Origin of the sequence: Streptococcus sp. 2021WUSS126 (genome assembly GCF_044427255.1) — a bacterium.
In the GTDB taxonomy this organism is placed as follows: domain Bacteria; phylum Bacillota; class Bacilli; order Lactobacillales; family Streptococcaceae; genus Streptococcus; species Streptococcus hashimotonensis.
Map to the genome: position 1 here is coordinate 1 of NZ_JAOTGI010000013.1, position 21550 is coordinate 21550.

Annotated in this window: 20 protein-coding genes and 1 pseudogene; 4 read left to right on the plus strand and 17 right to left on the minus strand. The window is 40.6% G+C overall.

Going from position 1 to position 21550, the window contains the following annotated elements:
• Positions 1-155 precede the first annotated feature (155 nt).
• The 3 genes from ODU39_RS06315 to ODU39_RS06325 form a co-directional block, all read right to left on the minus strand.
• Positions 156-890: an amino acid ABC transporter ATP-binding protein gene (locus ODU39_RS06315; RefSeq protein WP_002943067.1), complete on the minus strand. Its 735-nt coding sequence runs from the start codon at positions 888-890 to the stop codon at positions 156-158.
• Positions 883-1572 carry an amino acid ABC transporter permease gene (locus ODU39_RS06320; protein ID WP_002938702.1) on the minus strand — a complete coding sequence of 230 codons (690 nt, stop codon included), beginning with the start codon at positions 1570-1572 and terminating at the stop codon, positions 883-885. Before ODU39_RS06320 ends, ODU39_RS06315 begins: the two co-directional genes overlap by 8 nt.
• Before the next feature lie 125 nt (positions 1573-1697).
• Entirely contained in the window at positions 1698-1928 is a 231-nt protein-coding gene (locus ODU39_RS06325) for a DUF1797 family protein (RefSeq protein WP_002938704.1), read from the minus strand.
• A gap of 222 nt (positions 1929-2150) precedes the next feature.
• Here ODU39_RS06325 and ODU39_RS06330 point away from each other — a divergent pair, with 222 nt between their 5' ends.
• The 3 genes from ODU39_RS06330 to ODU39_RS06340 all read left to right on the plus strand — a co-directional run bounded on the left by ODU39_RS06330 (position 2151) and on the right by ODU39_RS06340 (position 5389).
• Positions 2151-4379 carry an ATP-dependent Clp protease ATP-binding subunit gene (locus ODU39_RS06330; protein WP_044681830.1) on the plus strand — a complete coding sequence of 743 codons (2229 nt, stop codon included), beginning with the start codon at positions 2151-2153 and terminating at the stop codon, positions 4377-4379.
• A 185-nt stretch (positions 4380-4564) separates the two neighbouring features.
• On the plus strand, positions 4565-5026 hold the full coding sequence (locus ODU39_RS06335) for an NUDIX hydrolase (RefSeq protein WP_002938708.1): 462 nt from the start codon (positions 4565-4567) through the stop codon (positions 5024-5026).
• A 54-nt stretch (positions 5027-5080) separates the two neighbouring features.
• A complete protein-coding gene (locus ODU39_RS06340; RefSeq protein WP_002938710.1) occupies positions 5081-5389 on the plus strand; it encodes a DUF1827 family protein in 309 nt (102 codons plus the stop codon).
• A 237-nt stretch (positions 5390-5626) separates the two neighbouring features.
• Here the strand turns inward: ODU39_RS06340 and ileS are convergent, their stop codons facing one another.
• The 12 genes from ileS to murD all read right to left on the minus strand — a co-directional run bounded on the left by ileS (position 5627) and on the right by murD (position 18419).
• The gene (gene ileS / locus ODU39_RS06345; protein WP_398580109.1) at positions 5627-8416 is read right to left on the minus strand and encodes an isoleucine--tRNA ligase; all 2790 of its coding nucleotides are present in this window, start codon (positions 8414-8416) and stop codon (positions 5627-5629) included.
• A gap of 10 nt (positions 8417-8426) precedes the next feature.
• Positions 8427-8870, minus strand: a complete 444-nt coding sequence (locus tag ODU39_RS06350; protein WP_114866262.1) for a GNAT family N-acetyltransferase — start codon at positions 8868-8870, stop codon at positions 8427-8429.
• A gap of 230 nt (positions 8871-9100) precedes the next feature.
• A complete protein-coding gene (locus tag ODU39_RS06355) occupies positions 9101-9790 on the minus strand; it encodes a DivIVA domain-containing protein (protein WP_029752573.1) in 690 nt (229 codons plus the stop codon).
• 8 nt (positions 9791-9798) lie between these two features.
• Positions 9799-10590: an RNA-binding protein gene (locus tag ODU39_RS06360; protein WP_105159187.1), complete on the minus strand. Its 792-nt coding sequence runs from the start codon at positions 10588-10590 to the stop codon at positions 9799-9801.
• A 2-nt stretch (positions 10591-10592) separates the two neighbouring features.
• A complete protein-coding gene (locus ODU39_RS06365; RefSeq protein WP_029752575.1) occupies positions 10593-10856 on the minus strand; it encodes a YggT family protein in 264 nt (87 codons plus the stop codon).
• A gap of 4 nt (positions 10857-10860) precedes the next feature.
• Positions 10861-11433 (minus strand): cell division protein SepF, encoded by a 573-nt coding sequence (locus ODU39_RS06370; RefSeq protein WP_205015016.1) that lies wholly within the window; start codon positions 11431-11433, stop codon positions 10861-10863.
• A gap of 16 nt (positions 11434-11449) precedes the next feature.
• The gene (locus ODU39_RS06375) at positions 11450-12121 is read right to left on the minus strand and encodes a YggS family pyridoxal phosphate-dependent enzyme (protein ID WP_398580110.1); all 672 of its coding nucleotides are present in this window, start codon (positions 12119-12121) and stop codon (positions 11450-11452) included.
• Between the two features lie 6 nt (positions 12122-12127).
• Complete coding sequence (ftsZ, locus tag ODU39_RS06380; protein WP_024385822.1) at positions 12128-13357, minus strand: cell division protein FtsZ; 1230 nt, start codon at positions 13355-13357, stop codon at positions 12128-12130.
• Between the two features lie 25 nt (positions 13358-13382).
• Complete coding sequence (ftsA, locus tag ODU39_RS06385) at positions 13383-14762, minus strand: cell division protein FtsA (protein WP_398580111.1); 1380 nt, start codon at positions 14760-14762, stop codon at positions 13383-13385.
• A 152-nt stretch (positions 14763-14914) separates the two neighbouring features.
• Positions 14915-15997, minus strand: a complete 1083-nt coding sequence (locus ODU39_RS06390) for a cell division protein FtsQ/DivIB (RefSeq protein WP_174854142.1) — start codon at positions 15995-15997, stop codon at positions 14915-14917.
• 5 nt (positions 15998-16002) lie between these two features.
• Positions 16003-17067 (minus strand): UDP-N-acetylglucosamine--N-acetylmuramyl-(pentapeptide) pyrophosphoryl-undecaprenol N-acetylglucosamine transferase, encoded by a 1065-nt coding sequence (locus ODU39_RS06395; protein ID WP_032500041.1) that lies wholly within the window; start codon positions 17065-17067, stop codon positions 16003-16005.
• 2 nt (positions 17068-17069) lie between these two features.
• Positions 17070-18419 carry a UDP-N-acetylmuramoyl-L-alanine--D-glutamate ligase gene (gene murD, locus ODU39_RS06400; protein WP_105202244.1) on the minus strand — a complete coding sequence of 450 codons (1350 nt, stop codon included), beginning with the start codon at positions 18417-18419 and terminating at the stop codon, positions 17070-17072.
• A gap of 151 nt (positions 18420-18570) precedes the next feature.
• On the opposite strand from murD, the pseudogene ODU39_RS06405 reads away from it, so the two are divergent.
• A pseudogene (locus ODU39_RS06405) lies at positions 18571-18863 on the plus strand (IS982 family transposase); the annotation flags it as partial.
• Positions 18864-18994: 131 nt separating this feature from the next.
• Here ODU39_RS06405 and ODU39_RS06410 read toward each other — a convergent pair.
• A complete protein-coding gene (locus tag ODU39_RS06410; protein ID WP_398580112.1) occupies positions 18995-19864 on the minus strand; it encodes a class C sortase in 870 nt (289 codons plus the stop codon).
• Between the two features lie 113 nt (positions 19865-19977).
• A complete protein-coding gene (locus tag ODU39_RS06415) occupies positions 19978-21468 on the minus strand; it encodes a SpaH/EbpB family LPXTG-anchored major pilin (RefSeq protein ID WP_398580113.1) in 1491 nt (496 codons plus the stop codon).
• Positions 21469-21550: the final 82 nt, after the last annotated feature.

The following is a 21550-nucleotide window of genomic DNA, read 5'->3' on the forward strand; positions in this document are numbered from 1 at the left end:
ACATCTATTTTTATAATCATCAACGATTTCAAGAACGCAACAACGGCCTTGCCCCTCTTGAAATGAGGAACAAGGCCGTCGCCTAATCTTTTATTATTTCATTGTCCACTTGACAGGGAGCAGTTCAATCGGAGTCGTACTTATTTGTTCATTTATTACAAGACCTTAGACAAGAAATCCTTGGTCCGTTCTTCCTTGGTATGTTCAAAGACTTCTTCAGGCGTTCCATCCTCCACGATGACACCACCATCCATAAAGATAACCCTGTCAGCTACCTCACGCGCAAATCCCATCTCATGAGTCACGATAACCATGGTCATCCCTGACTTAGCCAAATCCTGCATAACAGCAAGAACTTCACCAACCATTTCAGGATCTAGTGCAGAGGTCGGTTCATCAAAAAGTAGGACATCTGGGTCCATGGCCAGACCACGTGCAATAGCGATCCGCTGTTGCTGACCACCTGAAAGGCTTTGTGGATAGGCATTCGCCTTATCTGGCAATCCCACCTTTTCAAGTAATTCCTTAGCCTTCTTCTCAGCCTCATCCTTTGCAATTCCCTTTGTCTTAATAGGTGATAAAGTAATATTATCTAATACCGTCATATTCGGAAAAAGATTGAACTGTTGAAAAACCATTCCCATCTTTTCACGCATCTTGAAAATATCATTTGACTTGTCAGTAATATCAACACCTTCAAATGTAACAGTTCCCTTGGTCGGTACTTCTAAGAGGTTCATTGTACGTAAGAAAGTCGATTTCCCTGACCCTGATGGACCGATAATAACGACTACCTGACCTTGTTGAATATCTAAATCAATTCCTTTTAGAACCTCATTCTTTCCGAAGTACTTATGTAAATCCTTGATAGAAATAATCGCATTAGACATGGAACTGCCCTCCCTTGTTCAACTTTTTCTCAAACGACTGAATAATCACTGTTAGCACCGTTGTCATAATTAGATAATAGCTCGCTGCAAATACAAGTGGTGTTAAAGGAATATAAGAAGTGGATTGAACTGTCTGAGCACCGTTCCATAATTCCATCACACCGATGGTTGACAAAAGTGAACTATCCTTAACAATAGTCACAAATTCATTTCCCAAGGCTGGAAGGATATTCTTGATAGCCTGTGGCATGATAACATAACGCATCGCCTGCTTTGGTCTAATACCAAGCGAATAAGCAGCTTCCAGCTGTCCTTTTGGTACAGCATTAATACCTGCACGAACAGTTTCAGATACATAGGCACCCGAGTTCATCGAAATAACAATGATACCTGGAATCAAGCGTGTCAAATCTACCGTCAAAATTCCTAGCTGAAAAGTTGGTGCTACAAAATGTGTCATCGCAAAAGCAATCATAATCTGGACAATCATCGGTGTCCCACGAAAAATCCAGACATAGATATTAGCAGTCCAAGCTAAAACTTTATACTTACTACGCTGAGCAAAGGCAAGCAACACACCTAAAATACTACCAAAAAATACTGAGAAAAATGCAATAATGAGGGTAACAATTGCCCCATAATTAAAATAAGCCCAATACTCAGGCAAAAAAGAAAAATTCATTCATCCTACTCCAATTCTGTCATTTAGAGTCTATTATACCATTTTTGAATATTTATGCAATACTTTTGTTTATAATATTCATTTTACACAAGAAAAAAGCACCCTTAGGTGCCTCTCACTTCTTCTTAGTACAATAGCTCATAGATTTCCATTGCAATCAAGTCGATGCTGTCAAACGCGTACGTTTCACGAGCAGCAACATCACGCAAGGTAAATACTGAACCATTTTCCTCGTCATAGCTATAAGCCACTTCTGCAACAACAATACCATCACGTTCGAAATTACGTTTCAACGTACCGCCGTCATTAGCCATAGCTTCCAGACGATTGATAATTCTCACCAAATGTGATTCCATATTCGTTCTCCTAATCCTTTTTATAGGAATATTTTACCACATATTGCCAAAAAAGTCTTATTTTTTCCCTATTTTCTTCCTATCACCCTATTTTTCATAGAAAGTTTTTCCAAGCGTAGCATTTTCTTGATTTTTCTATGAATCTTGTTATAATAAAGCTAGAACTGACCTTTTTTGACTATTTAACAATAGGTCACATTTTTCATAGAAAGAGGTAGAATTATGCTCTGCAAAAATTGTAATATCAACGACGCGACGATCCATCTCTACACCAACTTAAACGGTAAACAGCAGCAGGTAGACCTCTGTCACAACTGCTACCAAATCATGAAAACAGACCCTAATAATGCTATCCTACGTGGGTTGGGAGATTTAACAAATCCTAACAATATGGATCCCTTTAGTGAATTCTTCAATCACCTAGGTGGCTATCCTGGCAATACCCCTGCTGGAAAAAATCGCGAACAGACTCCTCCCACTCAAGCCGGTGGGCATAATGGACGTGGTGGACAGACCCCTCCTCCGCAACAACCCCAACAACCAAATGGGCTCCTTGAAGAATTTGGTATCAACGTTACCGAAATTGCCCGTCGTGGGGACATTGATCCAGTAATCGGTCGCGATCAAGAAATTACCCGTGTCATCGAAATTCTCAACCGTCGTACAAAAAATAACCCTGTTCTTATCGGTGAGCCTGGAGTAGGTAAAACAGCGGTTGTTGAAGGCTTGGCTCAAAAAATTGTCGATGGCGATGTCCCACAGAAATTACGAGACAAGGAAGTCATTCGTCTGGATGTTGTCAGCCTCGTACAAGGAACAGGTATCCGCGGACAATTTGAAGAACGCATGCAAAAACTCATGGAAGAAATCCGTAATCGTCGCGAAATCATTCTTTTTATTGACGAGATTCACGAAATTGTCGGTGCTGGTTCTGCAGGCGATGGCAACATGGATGCTGGCAATATCCTCAAACCAGCCCTCGCACGTGGTGAAATGCAACTAGTCGGTGCAACAACGCTCAACGAATACCGTATTATCGAAAAAGATGCCGCCCTAGAGCGCCGTATGCAACCTGTAAAAGTTGAAGAACCAAGTGTCGAAGAAACCATTACCATTCTCAAAGGTATCCAAAATAAATACCAGGATTACCATCATGTTAAATACTCCGATGCAGCTATCGAAGCTGCCGCAGTACTGTCCAACCGCTACATTCAAGACCGTTTCCTACCAGACAAGGCTATTGACCTTCTGGATGAAGCTGGTTCAAAAATGAATTTGACCCTCAACTTTATTGATCCAAAAGAAATTGACCAACGCCTAATTGATGCCGAAAATCGTAAAGCACAAGCTACACGGGATGAGGACTATGAAAAAGCGGCCTATTTCCGTGACCAAATTGCTAAGTACAAGGAGATGCAAAAGGCAACTATCAGCGAGGAAGATATTCCACTCATTACTGAGAAAGAAATTGAGGCCATCGTTGAGCAAAAAACAAATATCCCAGTTGGTGATTTAAAAGAAAAGGAACAGTCCCAGCTCGTGAACCTCGCTAGTGACTTAAAAGCCCATGTTATCGGACAAGATGAAGCAGTTGATAAGATAGCTAAAGCCATCCGCCGTAATCGTGTCGGTCTCGGTGCTCCAAATCGTCCAATTGGATCCTTCCTCTTTGTCGGACCAACAGGTGTCGGTAAAACCGAATTGTCTAAGCAATTAGCTATCGAACTCTTCGGTTCGGCGGACAGCATGATCCGCTTCGACATGTCCGAATACATGGAAAAACACGCTGTCGCTAAACTCGTCGGAGCTCCTCCAGGCTATGTAGGCTATGAGGAGGCTGGACAATTGACTGAAAAAGTCCGTCGTAATCCTTACTCACTCATCCTCCTTGACGAAGTTGAAAAAGCCCACCCAGATGTCATGCACATGTTCCTTCAGGTCTTAGACGATGGGCGTCTGACAGATGGACAAGGGCGGACAGTCAGCTTCAAAGATACCATCATCATCATGACATCAAATGCTGGTACTGGAAAAGTTGAAGCAAGTGTCGGTTTTGGTGCGGCTATGGAAGGGCGGACTCAATCAGTCCTTGGCCAACTTAGCAATTTCTTCACACCTGAATTTATGAACCGATTTGACGGCATTATTGAGTTCCAACCACTGAGCAAGGAAAACCTACTTGAAATCGTCAGCCTCATGCTAGACGATGTAAACAAACGCCTTTCTCACAATGGCATCAGCCTCCATGTAACAGATAAAGTTAAGGAGAAATTAGTGGACCTTGGCTACAATCCAAAGATGGGAGCTCGTCCACTACGCAGAACCATCCAAGATCAGATTGAAGATGCTATCACCGACTTCTACTTAGAACATCCAGCAGAAAAAGACCTACGTGCTGTCATGTCAAGTAAAGGTACAATTCAAATCAAGGCACAAACAAAGACAAAATAAGAAAATAGAGCTGCTCCCTACGAGTAGCCTATTTTACTGTTTTGATATTCTATTTTTCTAAATTTTTCCCCATCTCCATCCTATAAAAAAACTTTACTTTGTAAAGCCTATCACAAGGAAAAATAATAAAAAAGTGGTATAATGTATACAACTCATTCCAATTATGAAAGAGGATAGAATTGCCTATGGAGAAAATCGCTGTATTTGGAGAAAAGAAGGCTGGCGTCAGCTACCAGAGTCGCTTTGGTGTTTACGCAGTTATCCCAGATGAAAAGAAAGAACAGATCATACTCGTTCAAGCGCCAAACGGAGCTTGGTTTCTTCCTGGTGGAGAAATTGAAAAGGGAGAAAATCACCTCATTGCCTTGGAGCGCGAATTGATGGAAGAGCTTGGATTCACCGCTGAAATCGGAAAATACTTTGGTCAGGCTGACGAATACTTCTACTCTAGCCACCGCGATACCCATTTCTATAATCCAGCCTACATCTATGAAGTAACTAGCTACCATCAAATAGGGCAACCACTAGAAGATTTCAACCATATTGCCTGGTTCCCAGTCAATGAAGCCATCGATAAACTCAAACGTGGTAGTCACAAATGGGGCATTGAACAATGGAAATTGCAAGAAAATTCATTCAATAACTAGTAAAAACACTCTAATCGTGCTATAATGTAGCCAAAGAGATAGAGGAGGTTCCACATGAAAATCATTAACACGACAAATAGTCATCCCAATCTTGTCCAAAGCCAGTTGGCTAATACTGATGCTTTCCTAGTAGAGACTTATTCTGCAGGGAATACAGACGTTATTTTCACACAGGCACCCCGTCATTATGAACTCTTGATCAGTAATAAATACCGTGCAGTACAACAAAATGAAATCGAGCAAATTCGTGATTTCTTCCTTCATCGAAAAATTGATGAACGAACTATTAACAAGGCTGCCATTCAAACGATTCACACAGACCGTTTGATTGAAATGTCTATTCCCATTATCGCAGAAGTGTAAGAAGCCAATTGGCTTCTTTTTTCTATTATATTATACTCAATGAAAATCAAAAGTAGCCTAGGAAACGAAGCCGAAGATAGAACTCTGTTACTTTCTTATTTCAAGGTAACAGGCTGAAAACCTCCACTGGAGCTTTTCACTCATCAAGGCTCTTGAAAACGGATAATTTTGATTTTCGAAGAGTATTACAAAAAAAGCCTATCGCTAGATAGACTTTAACAAATGTATTGTGATTACTTAAGCTTCAAAACCTTGAGCTACTGCTTCAGCAAAGTTTTCTTCCACTACGCTTGCACAGTGGTCACAGATTGTCACACCATAGCTACGTTCTACAACGCTAGTATCAATACGGCGGCAACGGTCACATACTTCACCGCTTGCACGCTCTACAGTAAAGGCAACTTCTTCTACCAGAACAGCACTTTCAGGAGCTGCTTCCGTGGTTACTGTAAGGTTAGAAACAATGAGCAACTGAGCAAGGTCTGCATTCAAGCTCTCCAAGAAGGACTTGGTTTCAGCTGAGACATAGGCAGTCAAATGAGCTTCAAGTGACTTACCGATGACTTTGGCATTACGCGCTTCTTCCAAGGCTTTTTGTGCCTGAGTACGGAAGTTCATAAAGTTTTCCCAATCAGCCAAAAGCTGCGCTTCATCGGCAAAGGTTTCCACCTCTGGCATTTCCGCCAATTGTACAAATTCTTCTGCTTCGTGTTCCAAGTATGACCAGATTTCTTCTGCTGTGTGTGGCAAGATCGGAGTCAAGAGCTTGGTAATTTTCACCAAGATGTCATAGAAAACTGTCTGCATCTGACGACGAGAAAGTGATTTAGCGCTATCAATGTAGACAACATCTTTGGCAAAATCGAGGTAGAAGGCTGACAAGTCAAGTGTTACAAAGTTTACTACAGATTTGTAGATGCCCATGAAATCATAATTGTCGTAGGCTTCACGGATTTGAGCTACCAATTTGTTAAATTTCACCAAGAGATATTGGTCAACAGAACGAAGCTCTTCGTAAGCCACCGCATCACTTGCAGGATTGAAATCAGAAGTGTTGGCAATCAAGAAGCGAAGGGTATTACGGATTTTACGGTAGGTTTCAGAAACCTGTCCAAGAATATCCATAGACACACGTACGTCGTTTGAAGTATCAACGGATGTCACCCACAGACGCAAGATTTCTGCACCAAATTGTTTCTCAACATCACTTGGTAGAATGGTATTTCCTAGGGATTTAGACATCTTCATACCTTTACCATCTAAGACAAAACCTTGTGACAAGACAGCCTTGTATGGCGCATGACCATTTACAGCTACAGAAGTAATCAAGGATGAGTTAAACCAACCACGGTATTGGTCAGAACCTTCTAGGTAGAGGTCTGCTGGGTAGGCAAGGTTTTTACGGGCGTTCATGACACCATTCCAAGATGAACCAGAGTCAAACCATACGTCCATGATGTCTGTTTCTTTGGTAAATTCGCCATTTGGTGAACCTGGATGAGTGAAACCAGCTGGCAAAAGATCTTTGGCTTCAGATTTCCACCAGATGATAGAACCATGCTCTTCAAAAAGGGCAGCAACGTGGTCTGTCACTTCCTTGGTCATAATCGCTGTACCATCTTCTGCATAGAAGATTGGAAGCGGCACACCCCAAGCACGCTGACGAGAGATGACCCAGTCACCGCGGTCACGGATCATGTTGTAAAGACGTGTTTTACCCCAAGCAGGAATAAAGGTCGTTGCTTCGATTTGGTCCAAGATTTCCTGACGGAATTTAGAGACAGAGGCAAACCACTGTGGCACTGCACGCCAGATGATTGGCTTCTTGGTTCTCCAGTCAAATGGGTATGAGTGATTAATCACTTCACTTGCAAGGAGCAAGTCGCCTAATTTTTCCTTAACCGTTGGTACAACCTTGTCATAGAATTGCCCTTCAAAATCAGGACCCGCAGCTTCATTCATCAAGCCGCGTTCGTTGACAGTTACCGCAACCTCCAAGTCATATTTGACACCGACATTGTAGTCATCCTCACCAAAACCTGGAGCTGTATGGACGATACCAGTACCCGAGTCCGTTGTGACATGGTCACCCAAGATAACCAATTCATCAACTTCTCTATCCCATGGGTGTTCGGTCACGATGTATTCAAATTCAGCACCCTTGTGTTTTGAAATCACTTCGAAAGATTCCCAACCGAATTTGGCTGCCAAGTTGTCAACCAAGGCTTCTGCCAAGACATACTTACGGTCAGAACCAGCTGGTTGAACCAAGACATAGTCAATATCTGCTCCCATTGTCAAACCGCGAGAAGCCGTTACTGTAAATGGAGTCGTTGTCCAGACAACGATGTAGCTGTCTGTATCCAAGAGCCCCTTGCCATCTTTGACCTTGTTGGCATAGTAAAGAGATGTTGAGTCAATGTCATGGTATTCGATTTCAGCTTCTGCAAGGGCAGATTCAGATGACCATGACCAGTAGACAGGCTTGGCACCACGGTAAATATAGCCCTTGTCTGCCATAGCACCGAAGACACGGATTTGAGCTGCTTCATAGTCTTTCGTCAAGGTGATGTATGGATTTTCCCAGTCTGCAGAAACACCCAAGCGTTTGAAATCATCACGTTGCTTGTCAACTTGGCTAAGAGCGTAGTCACGGCACATTTCAAGGTATTCTACCAAGTCCATTTCCTTGCGCTTAACACCTTGTTTTGCCAAGACTTGCTCAATAGGAAGACCATGCGTATCCCAACCCGGTACAAATGGTGCACGGAAGCCAGACATTGACTTAGAGCGAACGATAATATCTTTAGAAATCTTGTTCAAAGCATGTCCAACGTGGATATTTCCGTTTGCGTATGGAGGGCCATCGTGGAGGTGGAAGGCAGGTTTGCCTTCATTGAGTTCTTGGCGACGAGCATACAAGTTTGCTTCATCCCAAGCCTTTTGCCATTCTGGTTCGCGAGTTGGTAAGCCTGCACGCATAGGAAATGCTGTCTTACCTAAATTGAGTGTTTCTTTTAGTTTCATCATAACTCCTTTATCTTATAATTAATTCCATTTTCATTTCTTGGCCTTCTAAACCAACGGATTGAAAACCAAGTTTTTCTAAAATGTACCTCATTTTATGATTGCCAATGACATAATTTATAGAAATTTTATGACAAAGCGGATCCGCCTTCGCCTTTCCAATCATTTGCTGGATGGCTTCCTTTCCGCATCCACGATTTTGAAAATCCTTATCAATCAACAAGCGCCATAAATAATAACTATTATCTTTGGGTTCAATAGATAACATTGCAAAACCAACAACTTTTCTGCCAGATACCACAGCATATGGTAGAATCATTCCCAAATCTTTATATAGCCAAGCCTGGGCTAAAGAATATTCAACCGATGCCACTCGGCGCTGGTCCTCAGGTGCAAGTTGAACTTGTAACACTGCTTCAAAATTGTCCTTGTTTACTAATTCTAATCGTATCATAAAAATAAAAAAACTCCCGCCAAATAAGGACGAAAGTTCGTGGTACCACCTTAGTTTAGATAGAGTTTCCCCTATCCCTCTATGTTCGTAACGTGAACGGACGTCTCTCCTTACTATTTTCAGGAAAAATCAAACAAAGTGATGATCCATAGAAAGAGATTGTAGGGCTTCCACCATCTCCTACTCGCTTAAAATATTTCTAACGACCTTGTCTTTGCTTATGATTTCTATTATTCTTCTATTGAAAGTACTACAGGTTCTCCACTCTCAAAAGCTGCTGCCTGACGAGTTAATTCTGCAATCTCTTCTGGTGTCAATTGACGTGTATAATCCAAACTTTCTTCTTCAACAGGTAATTCTTCATCCAAAGCCTTATGAAGAACATCACGGAAAGCCTCGTCACTTGTTTGAATGTAACTTGCTGTTGGGCGAAGGATTTCCTCCCATTCAGATGAATTAACCAATGATAATTGGCTTTCTACTGTTGATTTCAGACGCTGATGGAAAATACGTGTCTGGTTTTTTAATTCTTCAGTTTCAATGACAACTTTTTTCGCGTTGTCAGTCGCATTACGAAGAATTTCATTTGCCTTATCTTTAGCTTCATGTAACAATGTTGCCGCATCATAGTCAGCTTGTTTAATAATATTTGCCGCTTGATCTTCGGCCGCAACCTTTACTTTCTCAGCTGTATCTTGAGCTAAAAGAACTGATTTACTCAATGATTCTTTCATCTCATCAAAATAAGCCAAACGTTCCCGCAAATTTTTCAATTCTAACTCTTGGTCATGATTTTTACGAATTAAATCCTCATAATCACGCGTTACAATGTCCAAAAAGTCATCAACTTCATCTGCGTCGTATCCTCTAAATTTTGTAGCAAAGGTTTTATCTTTTAATTCTAATGCTGTAAGTGCCATCTTTCCTCCTAAGTTTTAACAATGTCTAACTTTAATTTTATCTTCCCTTGCTTAGAAAAACCTAAAAATTCATTTAGGCGAACTCTACCATATCTCCTAACACTAATTAATTGCCCTATTTCAACTAATTTACTGGTTTGTTCTGTCAGAACATAATCCAACTTCACATGTCCAGCCTCAATCAACTTATTTGCAGTTGCCCTTGAAAGATTAAATGCGACCGAAATCAATTTATCCAATCTCATACTGGAAACCAACACATCCTTTGAACGCCATTCCTGTCCAATCGGTAGTCGAACAGTCATCCATTCTTCTTCCTTTCCCTTAACAGGGACACGAGCAACTTTAGTGATAGATTGTAAGGCAATCTGCCCAAATTTCTGATCGATAAAGACAATCAATCGTTCCTCATCAATCAAAATATCACCCAAATACTCCCTTTTAATCCCTAGTTGATTGAGAAAAGTTCCAAGAACTTGTGAATGGGATAAGGTGTGAAATTTTCTAGCATAGGACAAATGAAGAGCGGTTAACTCAAAGTCCTTGATGTCCAACTCATAATAAGCCGGGGCAATTATAACCCGCGAATGTTCAGTCGAAACAAAATCCCGACTAGAAAACGTTTGTAACTGGTAGTAGTTAGCAATTTTGCATACAATTTCATCTTGTCTAGGATGTAAAAAGTGAGTTAATCTATATGAATACGTATCTTCAACTTGCTGACACATATCCATTATTTTCTCTACAAACTCTCTTTCTTCCCTAGAAAAATGTTGCAATAAGTTTTTGTCATTTTTCATAACTATGCTAACAGTAGCAATAATTGAATCAAAAGGCGAGTTCCCATATTAAGCACAATCATGGCTGCCATTACGGTCCAATCCAATCCCATAAACTGCAGATTAAACCGCCTAAAGGGTTTTAAAATCGGTGCTACCAGCCATTGAATCAAACGACCAATCGAGCTTGTGTATAGGCTAGGAAACCAACTTAGCAAAGCGTATGCCAATAAGAGATAAGAATAAATCTCTACAATTTTTAATAGTAAAAAAATCAAAATTTGCATAGCGTTACCGTTTTATATCAAAGTCAAAATTTGAATCCGCCACACCAGTAGTTGTACCAGCATTAGCATTGCGCAATTCTTCAATATTGACTGTGACATTTACTGGAGTTAACAGCCACATGGTATTTGAGACCTTTTTCAAATTTCCAGATAATACCGAACGAGCACCATCCAAGTAGTCTAGGCAACGTCTTGCTTGTTGCTCCGACATATATTGAAAATCAATGAGAATACTCGCATTGTCTAATAAAAGATTTACCATCTCTGGTGCATCTTCATAACGTTTTGGAAACTTAATATCAATTGTAGTTTTGACAATCTCTTTTTCGTTATTATTAGTCATCAATTCTTGCTGCCTTTCATGTAGGCGTTGAAGTTGACTTTCTGAACGTGCTTCCCGACGCGTCTCTACTTTTGGCTGCTGTTCGCGCACAGGTGCAGCTGTAGTAGTATTGGCAACACGCATTTTAGGACGATCATTAGGCATTGAATAGGCATCAGCCTGTTCTTCAACTTCATTGACTTCGTCAACTTCAAAGTAATTAAATAAATTCTTAAATGTATCTTTTAATGCCATATTTTCCTCCTCTCCATTATTCAAAGAATGCTGAGCCAATTCTCACATATGTAGCTCCGTGAGCAATGGCGCGTTCAAAGTCCCCACTCATTCCCATACTCAACTCTGTAAAGGGCATACGTGGTAAGTTCCTTGCAGCTAGTTCTTCTTGGATTTCCTGCATTTTAGAAAAAATCTCGTCTAATTCATCATCTGTAGCATCAATCGGTGCCATCGTCATTAATCCAACAAGTTCAATGTTCTCCAATAAACTAATTTCAGCAAGTGCCGCATCAATCTCAGATACTGCAAAGCCATGCTTACTCTCCTCACCGGAAACGTTGACTTGGAGGAAACACTTGACTATTTTAATAGCACGTTTATCTATTTCCTGAGCTAGTTTGACAGAGTCTAGGGCGTGGAAATAATCAACAAATTGAATAATGTCCTTGACCTTTCTTCTCTGTAAAGTCCCTATCAAATGCCATGTCAATTGTTTGTCTGCTAGGGCACTATACTTTTCTAAGAACTGATCGACTCGATTTTCTCCAATATGGGTAATCCCAGTATTCACTAGCTGATTAGCAATAGAGCTGTCAACATATTTGGTGACAGCTATTACCTTTACTGATTCACTCGGACGACCTGCCTTCTCAGCAGCTTTTGCAACTGCTGAAAAGATAGCATCCTTATTCTTTTGAAAATTCATTTTAGTTTAGCGATTACGGAAGAATGGTGGTGTATCCAATTCATCCTCATCTTGATCCATTGTAAATTTTTCGACTGAAACAGTGGATGTTGGTTCTGCGTCAGTTGGACGAATCAAGTTTTCGCGACGCAAATCCCACTCTCCGAAGGCAGAAGCTTTCGGCGCTTCAGTTTGTTGTGCAGCTCCACGAGTTGGTGCTGATGCTACTGAATGATCAAAGCGTTGAGAAGGGCGTGGTGAAACAGCTTCCGTGCGATGGCGGGCTGGTTTATCAGCAGTATCTTGACGAACCCCTGTAGCCACAACAGTCACACGAATCTCATCTTTCATTGTTTCATCAATAGATGTACCCAACCAAATGTTAACACCTTGACCCGCAGCCTGATTAACGATTTCTGAAGCATCTTCTGCTTCTGTCAGAGTCATGTCATAACCACCTGTAACATTGACAATGACATCCTCTGCACCATCAATTGTTGTTTCAAGAAGAGGAGAATAAATCGCTTTACGAGCCGCCTCAATCACTCGGTCCTCACCAGTACCGATACCGATACCCATCAAGGCGTTCCCTTTGTTTTCCATAACTGTCTTCACATCTGCAAAGTCCAAGTTAATCAAACCAGGATTTGTAATCAAGTCTGTAATTCCTTGAACACCTTGACGAAGAACATTATCAGCTTCGCTTAGTGCTTCTAAAAGCGGTGTTTTCTTATCAACAATTTCAAGAAGGTTGTTGTTTGAAATAATTAAGAGTGTATCTACTTGTTCGCGAAGACCTTCAATTCCCTCAATCGCAAAGTTTCCACGTTTATTTCCTTCAAAACCAAACGGACGAGTCACAACTGCGACAGTCAACGCACCCAAGTTTTTAGCAATACGTGCAATAACAGGAGCCGCACCTGTCCCTGAACCACCGCCCATACCAGCAGTGATGAAGACCATATCTGCACCAGTTAATACATTAGTCAATGCTTCTTCGCTTTCCTCAGCAGCTTTACGACCAACCTCAGGTTGACCTCCAGCACCCAAGCCACGAGTCAATTTAGGACCTAGTTGGATAACTGTTTCAGCTTTAGAGCTACTTAGCGCTTGTACATCTGTGTTTGCTGCAATGAACTCAACCCCAGCAACACCTTCTTCAATCATACGGTTGATTGCGTTTCCGCCACCACCTCCGACACCGATTACTTTAATGACAGCACCATGACTAGCTGCTGCTTCAAATGAAAATGCCATAGTTTAAATCACCTTTTCTTTTCTCTTATTCAAACATGCTGCCAAACAAACCACGAATGCGATCTGTGATGTTTCCCTTAGCAGCTGGACGAACTTCTTCTTCCTCATCATGGTAAGTAGGAGCAACTTGTTCCTCTACCTGATCGACTGTGTTCAATTCGTTCACGATTTCTCTTTGAATTGGCTGACTAATTCGAGGACGAGCAACAGGAATTTCAACCGGCTTATGTCTCAAGGTAGTCTCGCCATTTACTGCATGTTGGGCAATATTTTCAACATCTTCTAACTCACCAACATACTCAACAAAGCTAATCACACTTGCAAATGCTGGATTGCGGATACCAATTTGATTTGGAACAAAAAGTTTAGTGTTAACACCAAATACTTCTTGGGCCAATTCTGTAATTCCTGGTAAGATAGCACCACCACCTACAAGAACAATGCCGCCTGGTAAATCTAGAGCACGTGTACGCTCCAAATCTTGTTTCACACGGTCAAAAATCTGACGTAAACGTGCCGCAATCACTTCTGAAAGGTAGCGCTCGGTCACTTCAACTGGGGCGTTTTCTCCAATCACTTCGACAGTGAACTTTTCCTTATCACTTGCATCTTGCGGATAGGCAATGCCGTAGTTGTATTTCAAGTTTTCAGCAATACTCTTTGATGTTGTCAATACTTTTGAAATATCGTTTGTGATATAATCTCCACCTTCTTGGTAGATGTTTGTGTATTGCAACTCTTGGCCACGCATAACAGCCACAGTCGTTTGACCACCACCAAGATCAATGATAGTCGCACCAAACTCACGTTCACCTTCATTCAATACAGAGCGAGTTAGTGCCAACGGAGAAATTACAATATTTTCAACTTGGACACCTGCACGCTCCACCGTTTTACGAAGATTGTGAAGAATGGTACGTGGTCCTGTGTACAGCATACCACGCATTTCCAAGCGAATTCCCATCATTCCACGAGGGTCCTTAATGCCTTGGAATCCATCGACAGTGAACTCTTCTGGAATAAATGAAATCACTTCGCGTTCCGGAGTCATACTCTTTGTCAATGCTGATTTTACAACATTCTCAACATCCAAGTCTGTAATTTCTTGTGAATCTGTTGTAACAGGAATCATCCCTTGAGTCGGTTCAATCTGAAGAAGGTTGGCAGGTAATCCAACATTTACCTTTTCAATTCGGATACCTGATTTTTCTTCTGCCTGCTCAATCGCTTTTTTAATCGATCCCGCAGCCACCTCAATATTTACAATAATTCCATCTTTGACGCCAGCACTTTTTACATTGCTTACCCCAATCACATTCATTTCGTTATCAATATATTCTGCAACCAAGACTTTAACGGAGCTTGTACCAATATCTAATCCCGTAAAAAAGCCGTTTCTAGCCATTCTATCAGTCCTCTCTTACTTCCAACTTTAACAAATCATCTTCCATTTTGAAAAATAGTATAATTAGTCATCATTCATTATACCATATTATATCGAATTATGGTGTTTTTAAAGGATTTTTTTATTACTTTTTCTTTACAAAATTATCTATTTTAGCTTGCATATCTATAAATACCAACTTCCATGTCAATTGTCGTTGGAACTGTCACTTCTGCTGCTATTTTTGTATAGTAAGACATCTTCTGGCTAATCTCACCCAACGGGATTAATACAGTATTTCCATCTCTCATATTGAATGTCAACAAATCCGCAGTCACTTTACTCGGCGTTAAATTTATTGTCTGAATAGCAGAACGAATTCCTGCATCTATTTTCCCCAATTCAATGGCTAGTTCCTTGATTAATTCCTTGTCGGATAAATTGATTGTTGTGTAGCCTTCTGGCAAGGAATCCTGTGAAATCGGTTCACCGCCAATCTCTCCACTAGACAATACCGGATACCACTGGTTTTGTTGCTGAATGTAGCCTATTATAGCGTATTCTTTGATGTGAATGGTAAAGGTAGCCGGAAACTGGAACTTGATTGTTGCTGTCTCAACGGACGAACTATTCTTCTTAATATTCTTTGCGTAAGCATCTGCATGCAAAGCTATGGTTACAATGTAATCATCTGGAGAAATCAGACTATAATTTTCCACCTGTTCAGCAGTCAGTCGTTCATTTCCAACGACCTCTATCTGTTTTTTCTTGCTGGTTGGAGAGATAAAATACAGAGCCAACGCTGCCAGTAACAAACTCGTCACAAGAACCGGAATAGCTTTCCAGACTACTTTGGAAGGAATATCAACTTTTAAAGTTTGAACCTTTTCCCCTGTTTCCTTTTTAGATTCCAGACTCTCTGTTTTTCTTTCTATTCCCTGAAAAAGGACCCTTTTACTCTTTTTAGCTTCTGGGTTCTCCTGTTCTGTCTGTCCCTCATCAACTGCCTGAATATCTGCCTCATCTTTATGAGCAAGGTAGGCTTGATGGCGTGCTTTCCATTGTTCGAAAAAGGCACTTTTTTCATCATCCGGAGCAGTCATCTCAGGTATGTCTACATCCGTAGAAAGTCCTTTTTCTTCGGCTAATACAGATTCTTTCTCTACTGGTGAAATTTGTTCTGAATCCAATTCTACTTGGGGTGCCTGTTCCACTTCTAGCACTGGTTCTTCTATATTTGAATCTTTTTCCGTCATAGAACCTACCTTCCCATATCTTCTCTAAGCAAATTGTAAAAACTATCTACTGACTGAATTTCATTAGAATTTGCCATGTTTTGGATATAAAATTCCTTATTTTTCAATAGCTCATCGACTTCTACTAACAGGCTGGCAAATGTCAATTGACTTTCATCAATCTGCTTAGAATATCCCTTTTTCTCTGCATAGAGAGCATTTTCAATCTGGTCCCCTCGACTGGCCTGACGTCCTAGTGGCACAATCAAATGGAGTTGTTGCATGGCAATCAACTCAAACAGAGTATTGGAACCACCACGGGTAATAACGACATCCGCTAAATCCATCAACGGTTGATAAAGTTCTGTCACATAGTCAACTCTATATAGGTTTTTATCTAATTGATTGAGACTACTGTCCCCTGTCAAGTTGATAATATTGAATCGTTCGGTCAGAGCAGCACTATTCTGACTGATTAAATCATTAAAGACCTTAGCACCGCCCGAACCACCTACAAACAGTAAGGTCGGCAGACTTTTATCGAAGTGACTGAGAATTTCTGGCAACTGAATTGGTGTAACTTTGTCATTCGTTTGCCCCACTTTTGTAACCGCACCAACATGTTTTACTTTAGTCAAGCTGGCAGGCTGCTCAAAAGTACTATACATGGTTGTCGCAAATTTATAGGCTATTTTATTGGCCAGTCCCATTGTTAAGTCTGATTCATGGATAAAGACCGGAACCCGCAACAAATTAGCAGCAATAACTGGCGGAACCGATACAAATCCACCTTTTGAAAAAAGAGCTTGCGGACGAATTTTTGCAATGATGGCCAAGGATTGAAGAACACCAAAACCAACTTTAAACACGTCCAACATATTTTGGAAAGAGAAATAACGGCGCAATTTTCCAGTCGAAATAGAATGAAAATGGACATCTAAACCTGATTTCACAACCTGCTCATGTTCAATACCGTTCCCATCACCAATATAGTGGACTTCCCAGCCTTCTTCCAAAAATCGCGGAATCAAAAGGAGATTGAGCGTCACGTGCCCAACAGTCCCTCCGCCTGTAAAAACAATTTTTTTCATGATTATTTCAACTCCTCAAAGGTCTGTAAGAAGACGTCACCACGCACTTCAAAATTGGCATACATATCCCAGCTTGCATTGGCTGGGCTTAACAGGACAATATCTCCTTTTTCTGCAATGGCAAAGGCTTTTCTAGTCGCATCCGCAATTTCAAGAGCTTCTATCGTTTCCACTTCTGCCTTATCTGCTGCACGTTGAACACGGGGAGCTGATTGACCAAGGATCACCATTTTCTTTAGTCCGACCAAATCAGGGACTAATTCATCAAATTCATTGCCACGGTCCAAGCCTCCTGCAATCAAAATGACCTTGCTGTTGTCAAACCCTGAAAGAGCTTTTTGAGTCGCCAAGATATTGGTAGACTTACTATCATTGTAGAAGGAAACCCCATTGATCTCACCTACAAATTGCAAGCGGTGTTTGACACCTCCAAAGGCAGACAAACTTTCCTGAATCGCTTGGTGGTCTACTCCCAACAATTTTGCAACCACAATTGTTGCCAAGGCATTTTCAACATTGTGTGAACCTGGAACACCAATTTGGTCAGCATCCATGATGTATTCATCCTTGAAATAGAGTTTTCCATCTGCCAAATAAGCTCCATCAACCACTTCCAGCGTAGAAAAAGGAACTACCGTTGCTTTGGTCTGTCCAGCCAATTCCTTGGCTTCTTTCTGGTTGAAGTTGAGCACCACAAAATCCTCAGCCGTCATCTGACGCTGAATCATCCATTTAGCTGCTACGTAGTCTTCAAAAGTCCCATGATAATCAATATGACTGGCAATGAGGTTGGTCACAACGGCGATATGTGGGCGGAAAGATTCTGTCCCCATTAACTGGAAAGACGATAATTCCATGACCAAGGTATCCTCTGCAGTTGCAGTTTGAGCGACCGAAGATGCTGGGTAACCAATATTTCCACATAATTTTGCAGGTTTATTTCCTGCATTCAAGACTTCTGCAATCATGGTCGTTGTCGTTGTCTTGCCGTTCGAACCTGTAATCCCCACGATTGGAGCATCTGATACCAAGTAGGCCAATTCAACCTCTGTCCATACTGGAATTCCTTTTCCAATTGCTTTTTCAACCATAGGATTATCATAGCGAATTCCTGGATTTTTTACCATCAAAGCGAAATCTTCATCCAATAATTCCAAGGGATGGCTCCCGCAAATAACACGGATACCATCTTCCAACAAAGATTGAGCAGTCGGATTTTCTTCAAAAGGCTTTCCATCGTTAACAGTGACGATAGCACCCAATTTATCTAGAAGACGAGCCGCAGACTCTCCTGATTTAGCTAAACCTAGTACCAGCACTTTCTTATTTTTTACAATATCAATCATCTTCATCTCAATTACCTTTACTTTCTAACACCTTATTTTACCCTTTACGAAGACCTTTTTCAAGCCAGAGGACAGAAAAGTAAACTCTACCCGTGGTGCTAGTTCATTTCAAAATACAATAAAAAGCCCAAATGGACTATACTGTAAGCGACGAAACATACAGAAGGATAGTCCAAATGAGCTACAGTATACTGCTAAATCTCATCATTTGCAATGGAATGTACGCCAATTATCACAAATTTGTCATCATTTCTACCAAAACTATTGCCCAGATTCCTTCAAACTTCGGCGTAATATAGGCTTTCAGATAGATTACTCCTTGTCTTGCTTTTGTTATAAGCTGAACTAGGTATGACATCTCAACGCCATTTCTACAATATCTGCCACCTCTTTCCTCGTGGTCTGTTACTAGAAAGAAGTCGTTTCAATCGTCGGTCTAGGCAATTGATTTAAGTTGACAGAAGGTTAAAGTTTGAATAAGCTCTTGAAGTTGAACAATTACCTCATTCAGCCATATTGTCTATTGTCTATAATAGAAAAATGTTCCAGAGTCAAATCGACTTTGAAACATTTTCAATAGTTCAAAATTTCTTGGAAACTAAAAAATCATCCAACACTTGATTCCTATTCCGAAAACGAAATGTTTTACTAGTTGTTATAAAAATATAAATTAAGATTACAAATAGAATTGGAGTTGCGATAAATGGAGCAATAAAGATTGCTTTAATTTGGATAGCATCAGAGGTAACCAAAGCACTACCATTAACATTTTCAATACGATAGCCACGAACTAATAGCCTATGTGTATTAATACCGTAGGGTGTACATGTTACCAAAGTCAATAAGTCTTTCTGAGGTTCTATGGTAAGAGCCGATAAATCTGATGGCTCAACCACTCGAATCTGGTCCACTTTGTAAGTTAGTGTTTCATTGAGAATGTGAATGGTAAATATATCGCCTTCTCTCAACTTATCTAAATCAGAAAACAGACGGGCAGATGGAAGCCCACGATGCCCTGAAAGTACACTATGAGTTCCCAAACCTCCTACAGGCAACGATGTTCCTTCTAGATGTCCAATAGAAGTCTCTAAAACCGTTTCGTCTGTCCCATGAAATATAGATAACTTGACATCAATTTTAGGAATCTCAATATAGCCCATGATGCCATCTTTATTGAAATTCAATTCCTGATTATAGGCTTCAATGTCGGATGCAGTCACATTCCAGTTTAAGGGGTTTTCTTGATTATACTGGCGCGCACTATCAATGATTTCTTTGTATTGATCCTCTGTCATATCTGATACTGTGTCAGAATAGGACATAATAGCCTCTGATTGGTGGAAGGAATTCCAATAATCACTGACCGATGGATAAGCCAATAGTCCAATCCCCAATATAAAAATTAATGGCATGATAAAAGACGGACCTTTCTTTTTGAGCCATTTGATCATGAAATCCCCTCCTTTCCTTATGTTAAGACCAAAGAAATATCTTCGGAAATACTTCCACTCTTGCTTTTGCACTTCCGAAGATAGATTCTAAATATTAGGTATTGTATGGACAATTAGATATTGTTCATACGACGTTTTGAAATAGTATAAACCAATGCTACCAAGAGTAGGATTGAACCAACTAGATAGAATAAAGTTGTTCCAATCGCACCAGTGCTTGGCAAGACACCACCCTTTTTATTGACGATATTTGCTTGAGCTGTGTTATTCTCTTTCACTTCAATGGATTGACGTTCTGTCAAAATATTGTAACCATTCGGTGCTTTCATTTCTTCAAGATAATAGGTCGTGCTATGTTTCAGACCTTTAATCACAACTTCGCCAGCTTCAATCGCAACGCCTATTTCGTTAGCTTCCGCTACACGGTATGCATCTCCATCTTTTACAACTTTAATCTCAGTACCACCACTTAAAGCATCATAAAGCTTAAATTCTGCTCCAGTCAGAGTAGCTTTTGCTTCGTTTGTTTTCTTCAAAGTGAAACGGTGAGTGGTTACAGTCGTTTTATTATCTTCTGGATTTTTTGGATCTACTGGGGTATCTGGGGTATCTGGGGTATCTGGAGTGTCTGGGTGATTTGGATCTGTTGGATTTGTTGGGTCAAAAGAGTTGTAACCAAGTGTTGCTGTGTTGGCTGCTTGACCTTCTTTTGCATCTTTGGTTACAACAGCTGAATAGGTTACATTCACTTCAATTGGTGAGTTGTAAATAGTTGATTTATCGTCCTTGATCCATGACAAGACAACTGTCATTTTACCTGTATCATCAAAAGAAACTGTGTAGTCTTTATCTTTAACAAGTGTTTCTGTTCCTACCTTAACAGCTACTGAATCTTGAATAATAGTTAATGCTGTAGGGGTATCGGTGATAGTATAAGATTTGATTTGTTTAGTGACACCATCTGCAGTAACAAAGTTTGTAGCGTTAAATTTGAATTGGAAAGGTACTGTATCACCAATTTTTGCAGTTGTTGTTGATGTTGTTGTTTTTCCGTCCGCTGCTAGAATTTTCTTACCGCCACCATTATTTGAGTCTGGAATGGTTGGATTAGTAGTATTTTTATCGATAACAGTTGCATTTGGAGTTGTACTGTCAACAGTCAGGACTGCCCCAAGTGATGAAGTTACAAAATAGTAACCAAATGTTAAGTTTGTAAATACTAGAGTATTATCTGTTGCAGTCGAACTGGTGACCTTTGTACCGAAGCTTTTTGCCCATGCTGCAAATTCTGGCGTTGTAACATCCGCATTTGGTTTTGCAGTGATATTTCCTTTGCTGTCCACATCAAACCAGGTTTCTCCACCGAAATTTTGTGCGGTTTTACCGCTTGGGAGTTTATAAGAGATACCAGAACCATCTGCTGTTACAGTTGCATCAAAGAGCTTGTAAAGTTCATAAGTTTGGCTTTGCGAAGCATTGCGCACAGTAATTTTTCCTGTACCACCTGCATTTGTATTTACCTCTTGCGCACTAGCGAAAGTGGCAGGCAAGACCATAGCTAGCACTGCCAACACGGTCATGAAGAGACTTTTTAATTTATTCATGATTTTCTTTTTCCTTTTTCATTTTTTATTAAAGAGAAGCAGATATGAAATCCTGCAACTCCCATTGTGATACTTTAATTAT

Coding starts and splice junctions, on each gene's coding strand:
- ODU39_RS06315 (WP_002943067.1), bottom strand. CDS start 890: ATGTCTAATGCGATTATTTCTATCAAGGATTTACATAAGTACTTCGGA.
- ODU39_RS06320 (WP_002938702.1), bottom strand. CDS start 1,572: ATGAATTTTTCTTTTTTGCCTGAGTATTGGGCTTATTTTAATTATGGG.
- ODU39_RS06325 (WP_002938704.1), bottom strand. CDS start 1,928: ATGGAATCACATTTGGTGAGAATTATCAATCGTCTGGAAGCTATGGCT.
- ODU39_RS06330 (WP_044681830.1), top strand. CDS start 2,151: ATGCTCTGCAAAAATTGTAATATCAACGACGCGACGATCCATCTCTAC.
- ODU39_RS06335 (WP_002938708.1), top strand. CDS start 4,565: ATGGAGAAAATCGCTGTATTTGGAGAAAAGAAGGCTGGCGTCAGCTAC.
- ODU39_RS06340 (WP_002938710.1), top strand. CDS start 5,081: ATGAAAATCATTAACACGACAAATAGTCATCCCAATCTTGTCCAAAGC.
- ileS (WP_398580109.1), bottom strand. CDS start 8,416: ATGAAACTAAAAGAAACACTCAATTTAGGTAAGACAGCATTTCCTATG.
- ODU39_RS06350 (WP_114866262.1), bottom strand. CDS start 8,870: ATGATACGATTAGAATTAGTAAACAAGGACAATTTTGAAGCAGTGTTA.
- ODU39_RS06355 (WP_029752573.1), bottom strand. CDS start 9,790: ATGGCACTTACAGCATTAGAATTAAAAGATAAAACCTTTGCTACAAAA.
- ODU39_RS06360 (WP_105159187.1), bottom strand. CDS start 10,590: ATGAAAAATGACAAAAACTTATTGCAACATTTTTCTAGGGAAGAAAGA.
- ODU39_RS06365 (WP_029752575.1), bottom strand. CDS start 10,856: ATGCAAATTTTGATTTTTTTACTATTAAAAATTGTAGAGATTTATTCT.
- ODU39_RS06370 (WP_205015016.1), bottom strand. CDS start 11,433: ATGGCATTAAAAGATACATTTAAGAATTTATTTAATTACTTTGAAGTT.
- ODU39_RS06375 (WP_398580110.1), bottom strand. CDS start 12,121: ATGAATTTTCAAAAGAATAAGGATGCTATCTTTTCAGCAGTTGCAAAA.
- ftsZ (WP_024385822.1), bottom strand. CDS start 13,357: ATGGCATTTTCATTTGAAGCAGCAGCTAGTCATGGTGCTGTCATTAAA.
- ftsA (WP_398580111.1), bottom strand. CDS start 14,762: ATGGCTAGAAACGGCTTTTTTACGGGATTAGATATTGGTACAAGCTCC.
- ODU39_RS06390 (WP_174854142.1), bottom strand. CDS start 15,997: ATGACGGAAAAAGATTCAAATATAGAAGAACCAGTGCTAGAAGTGGAA.
- ODU39_RS06395 (WP_032500041.1), bottom strand. CDS start 17,067: ATGAAAAAAATTGTTTTTACAGGCGGAGGGACTGTTGGGCACGTGACG.
- murD (WP_105202244.1), bottom strand. CDS start 18,419: ATGAAGATGATTGATATTGTAAAAAATAAGAAAGTGCTGGTACTAGGT.
- ODU39_RS06410 (WP_398580112.1), bottom strand. CDS start 19,864: ATGATCAAATGGCTCAAAAAGAAAGGTCCGTCTTTTATCATGCCATTA.
- ODU39_RS06415 (WP_398580113.1), bottom strand. CDS start 21,468: ATGAATAAATTAAAAAGTCTCTTCATGACCGTGTTGGCAGTGCTAGCT.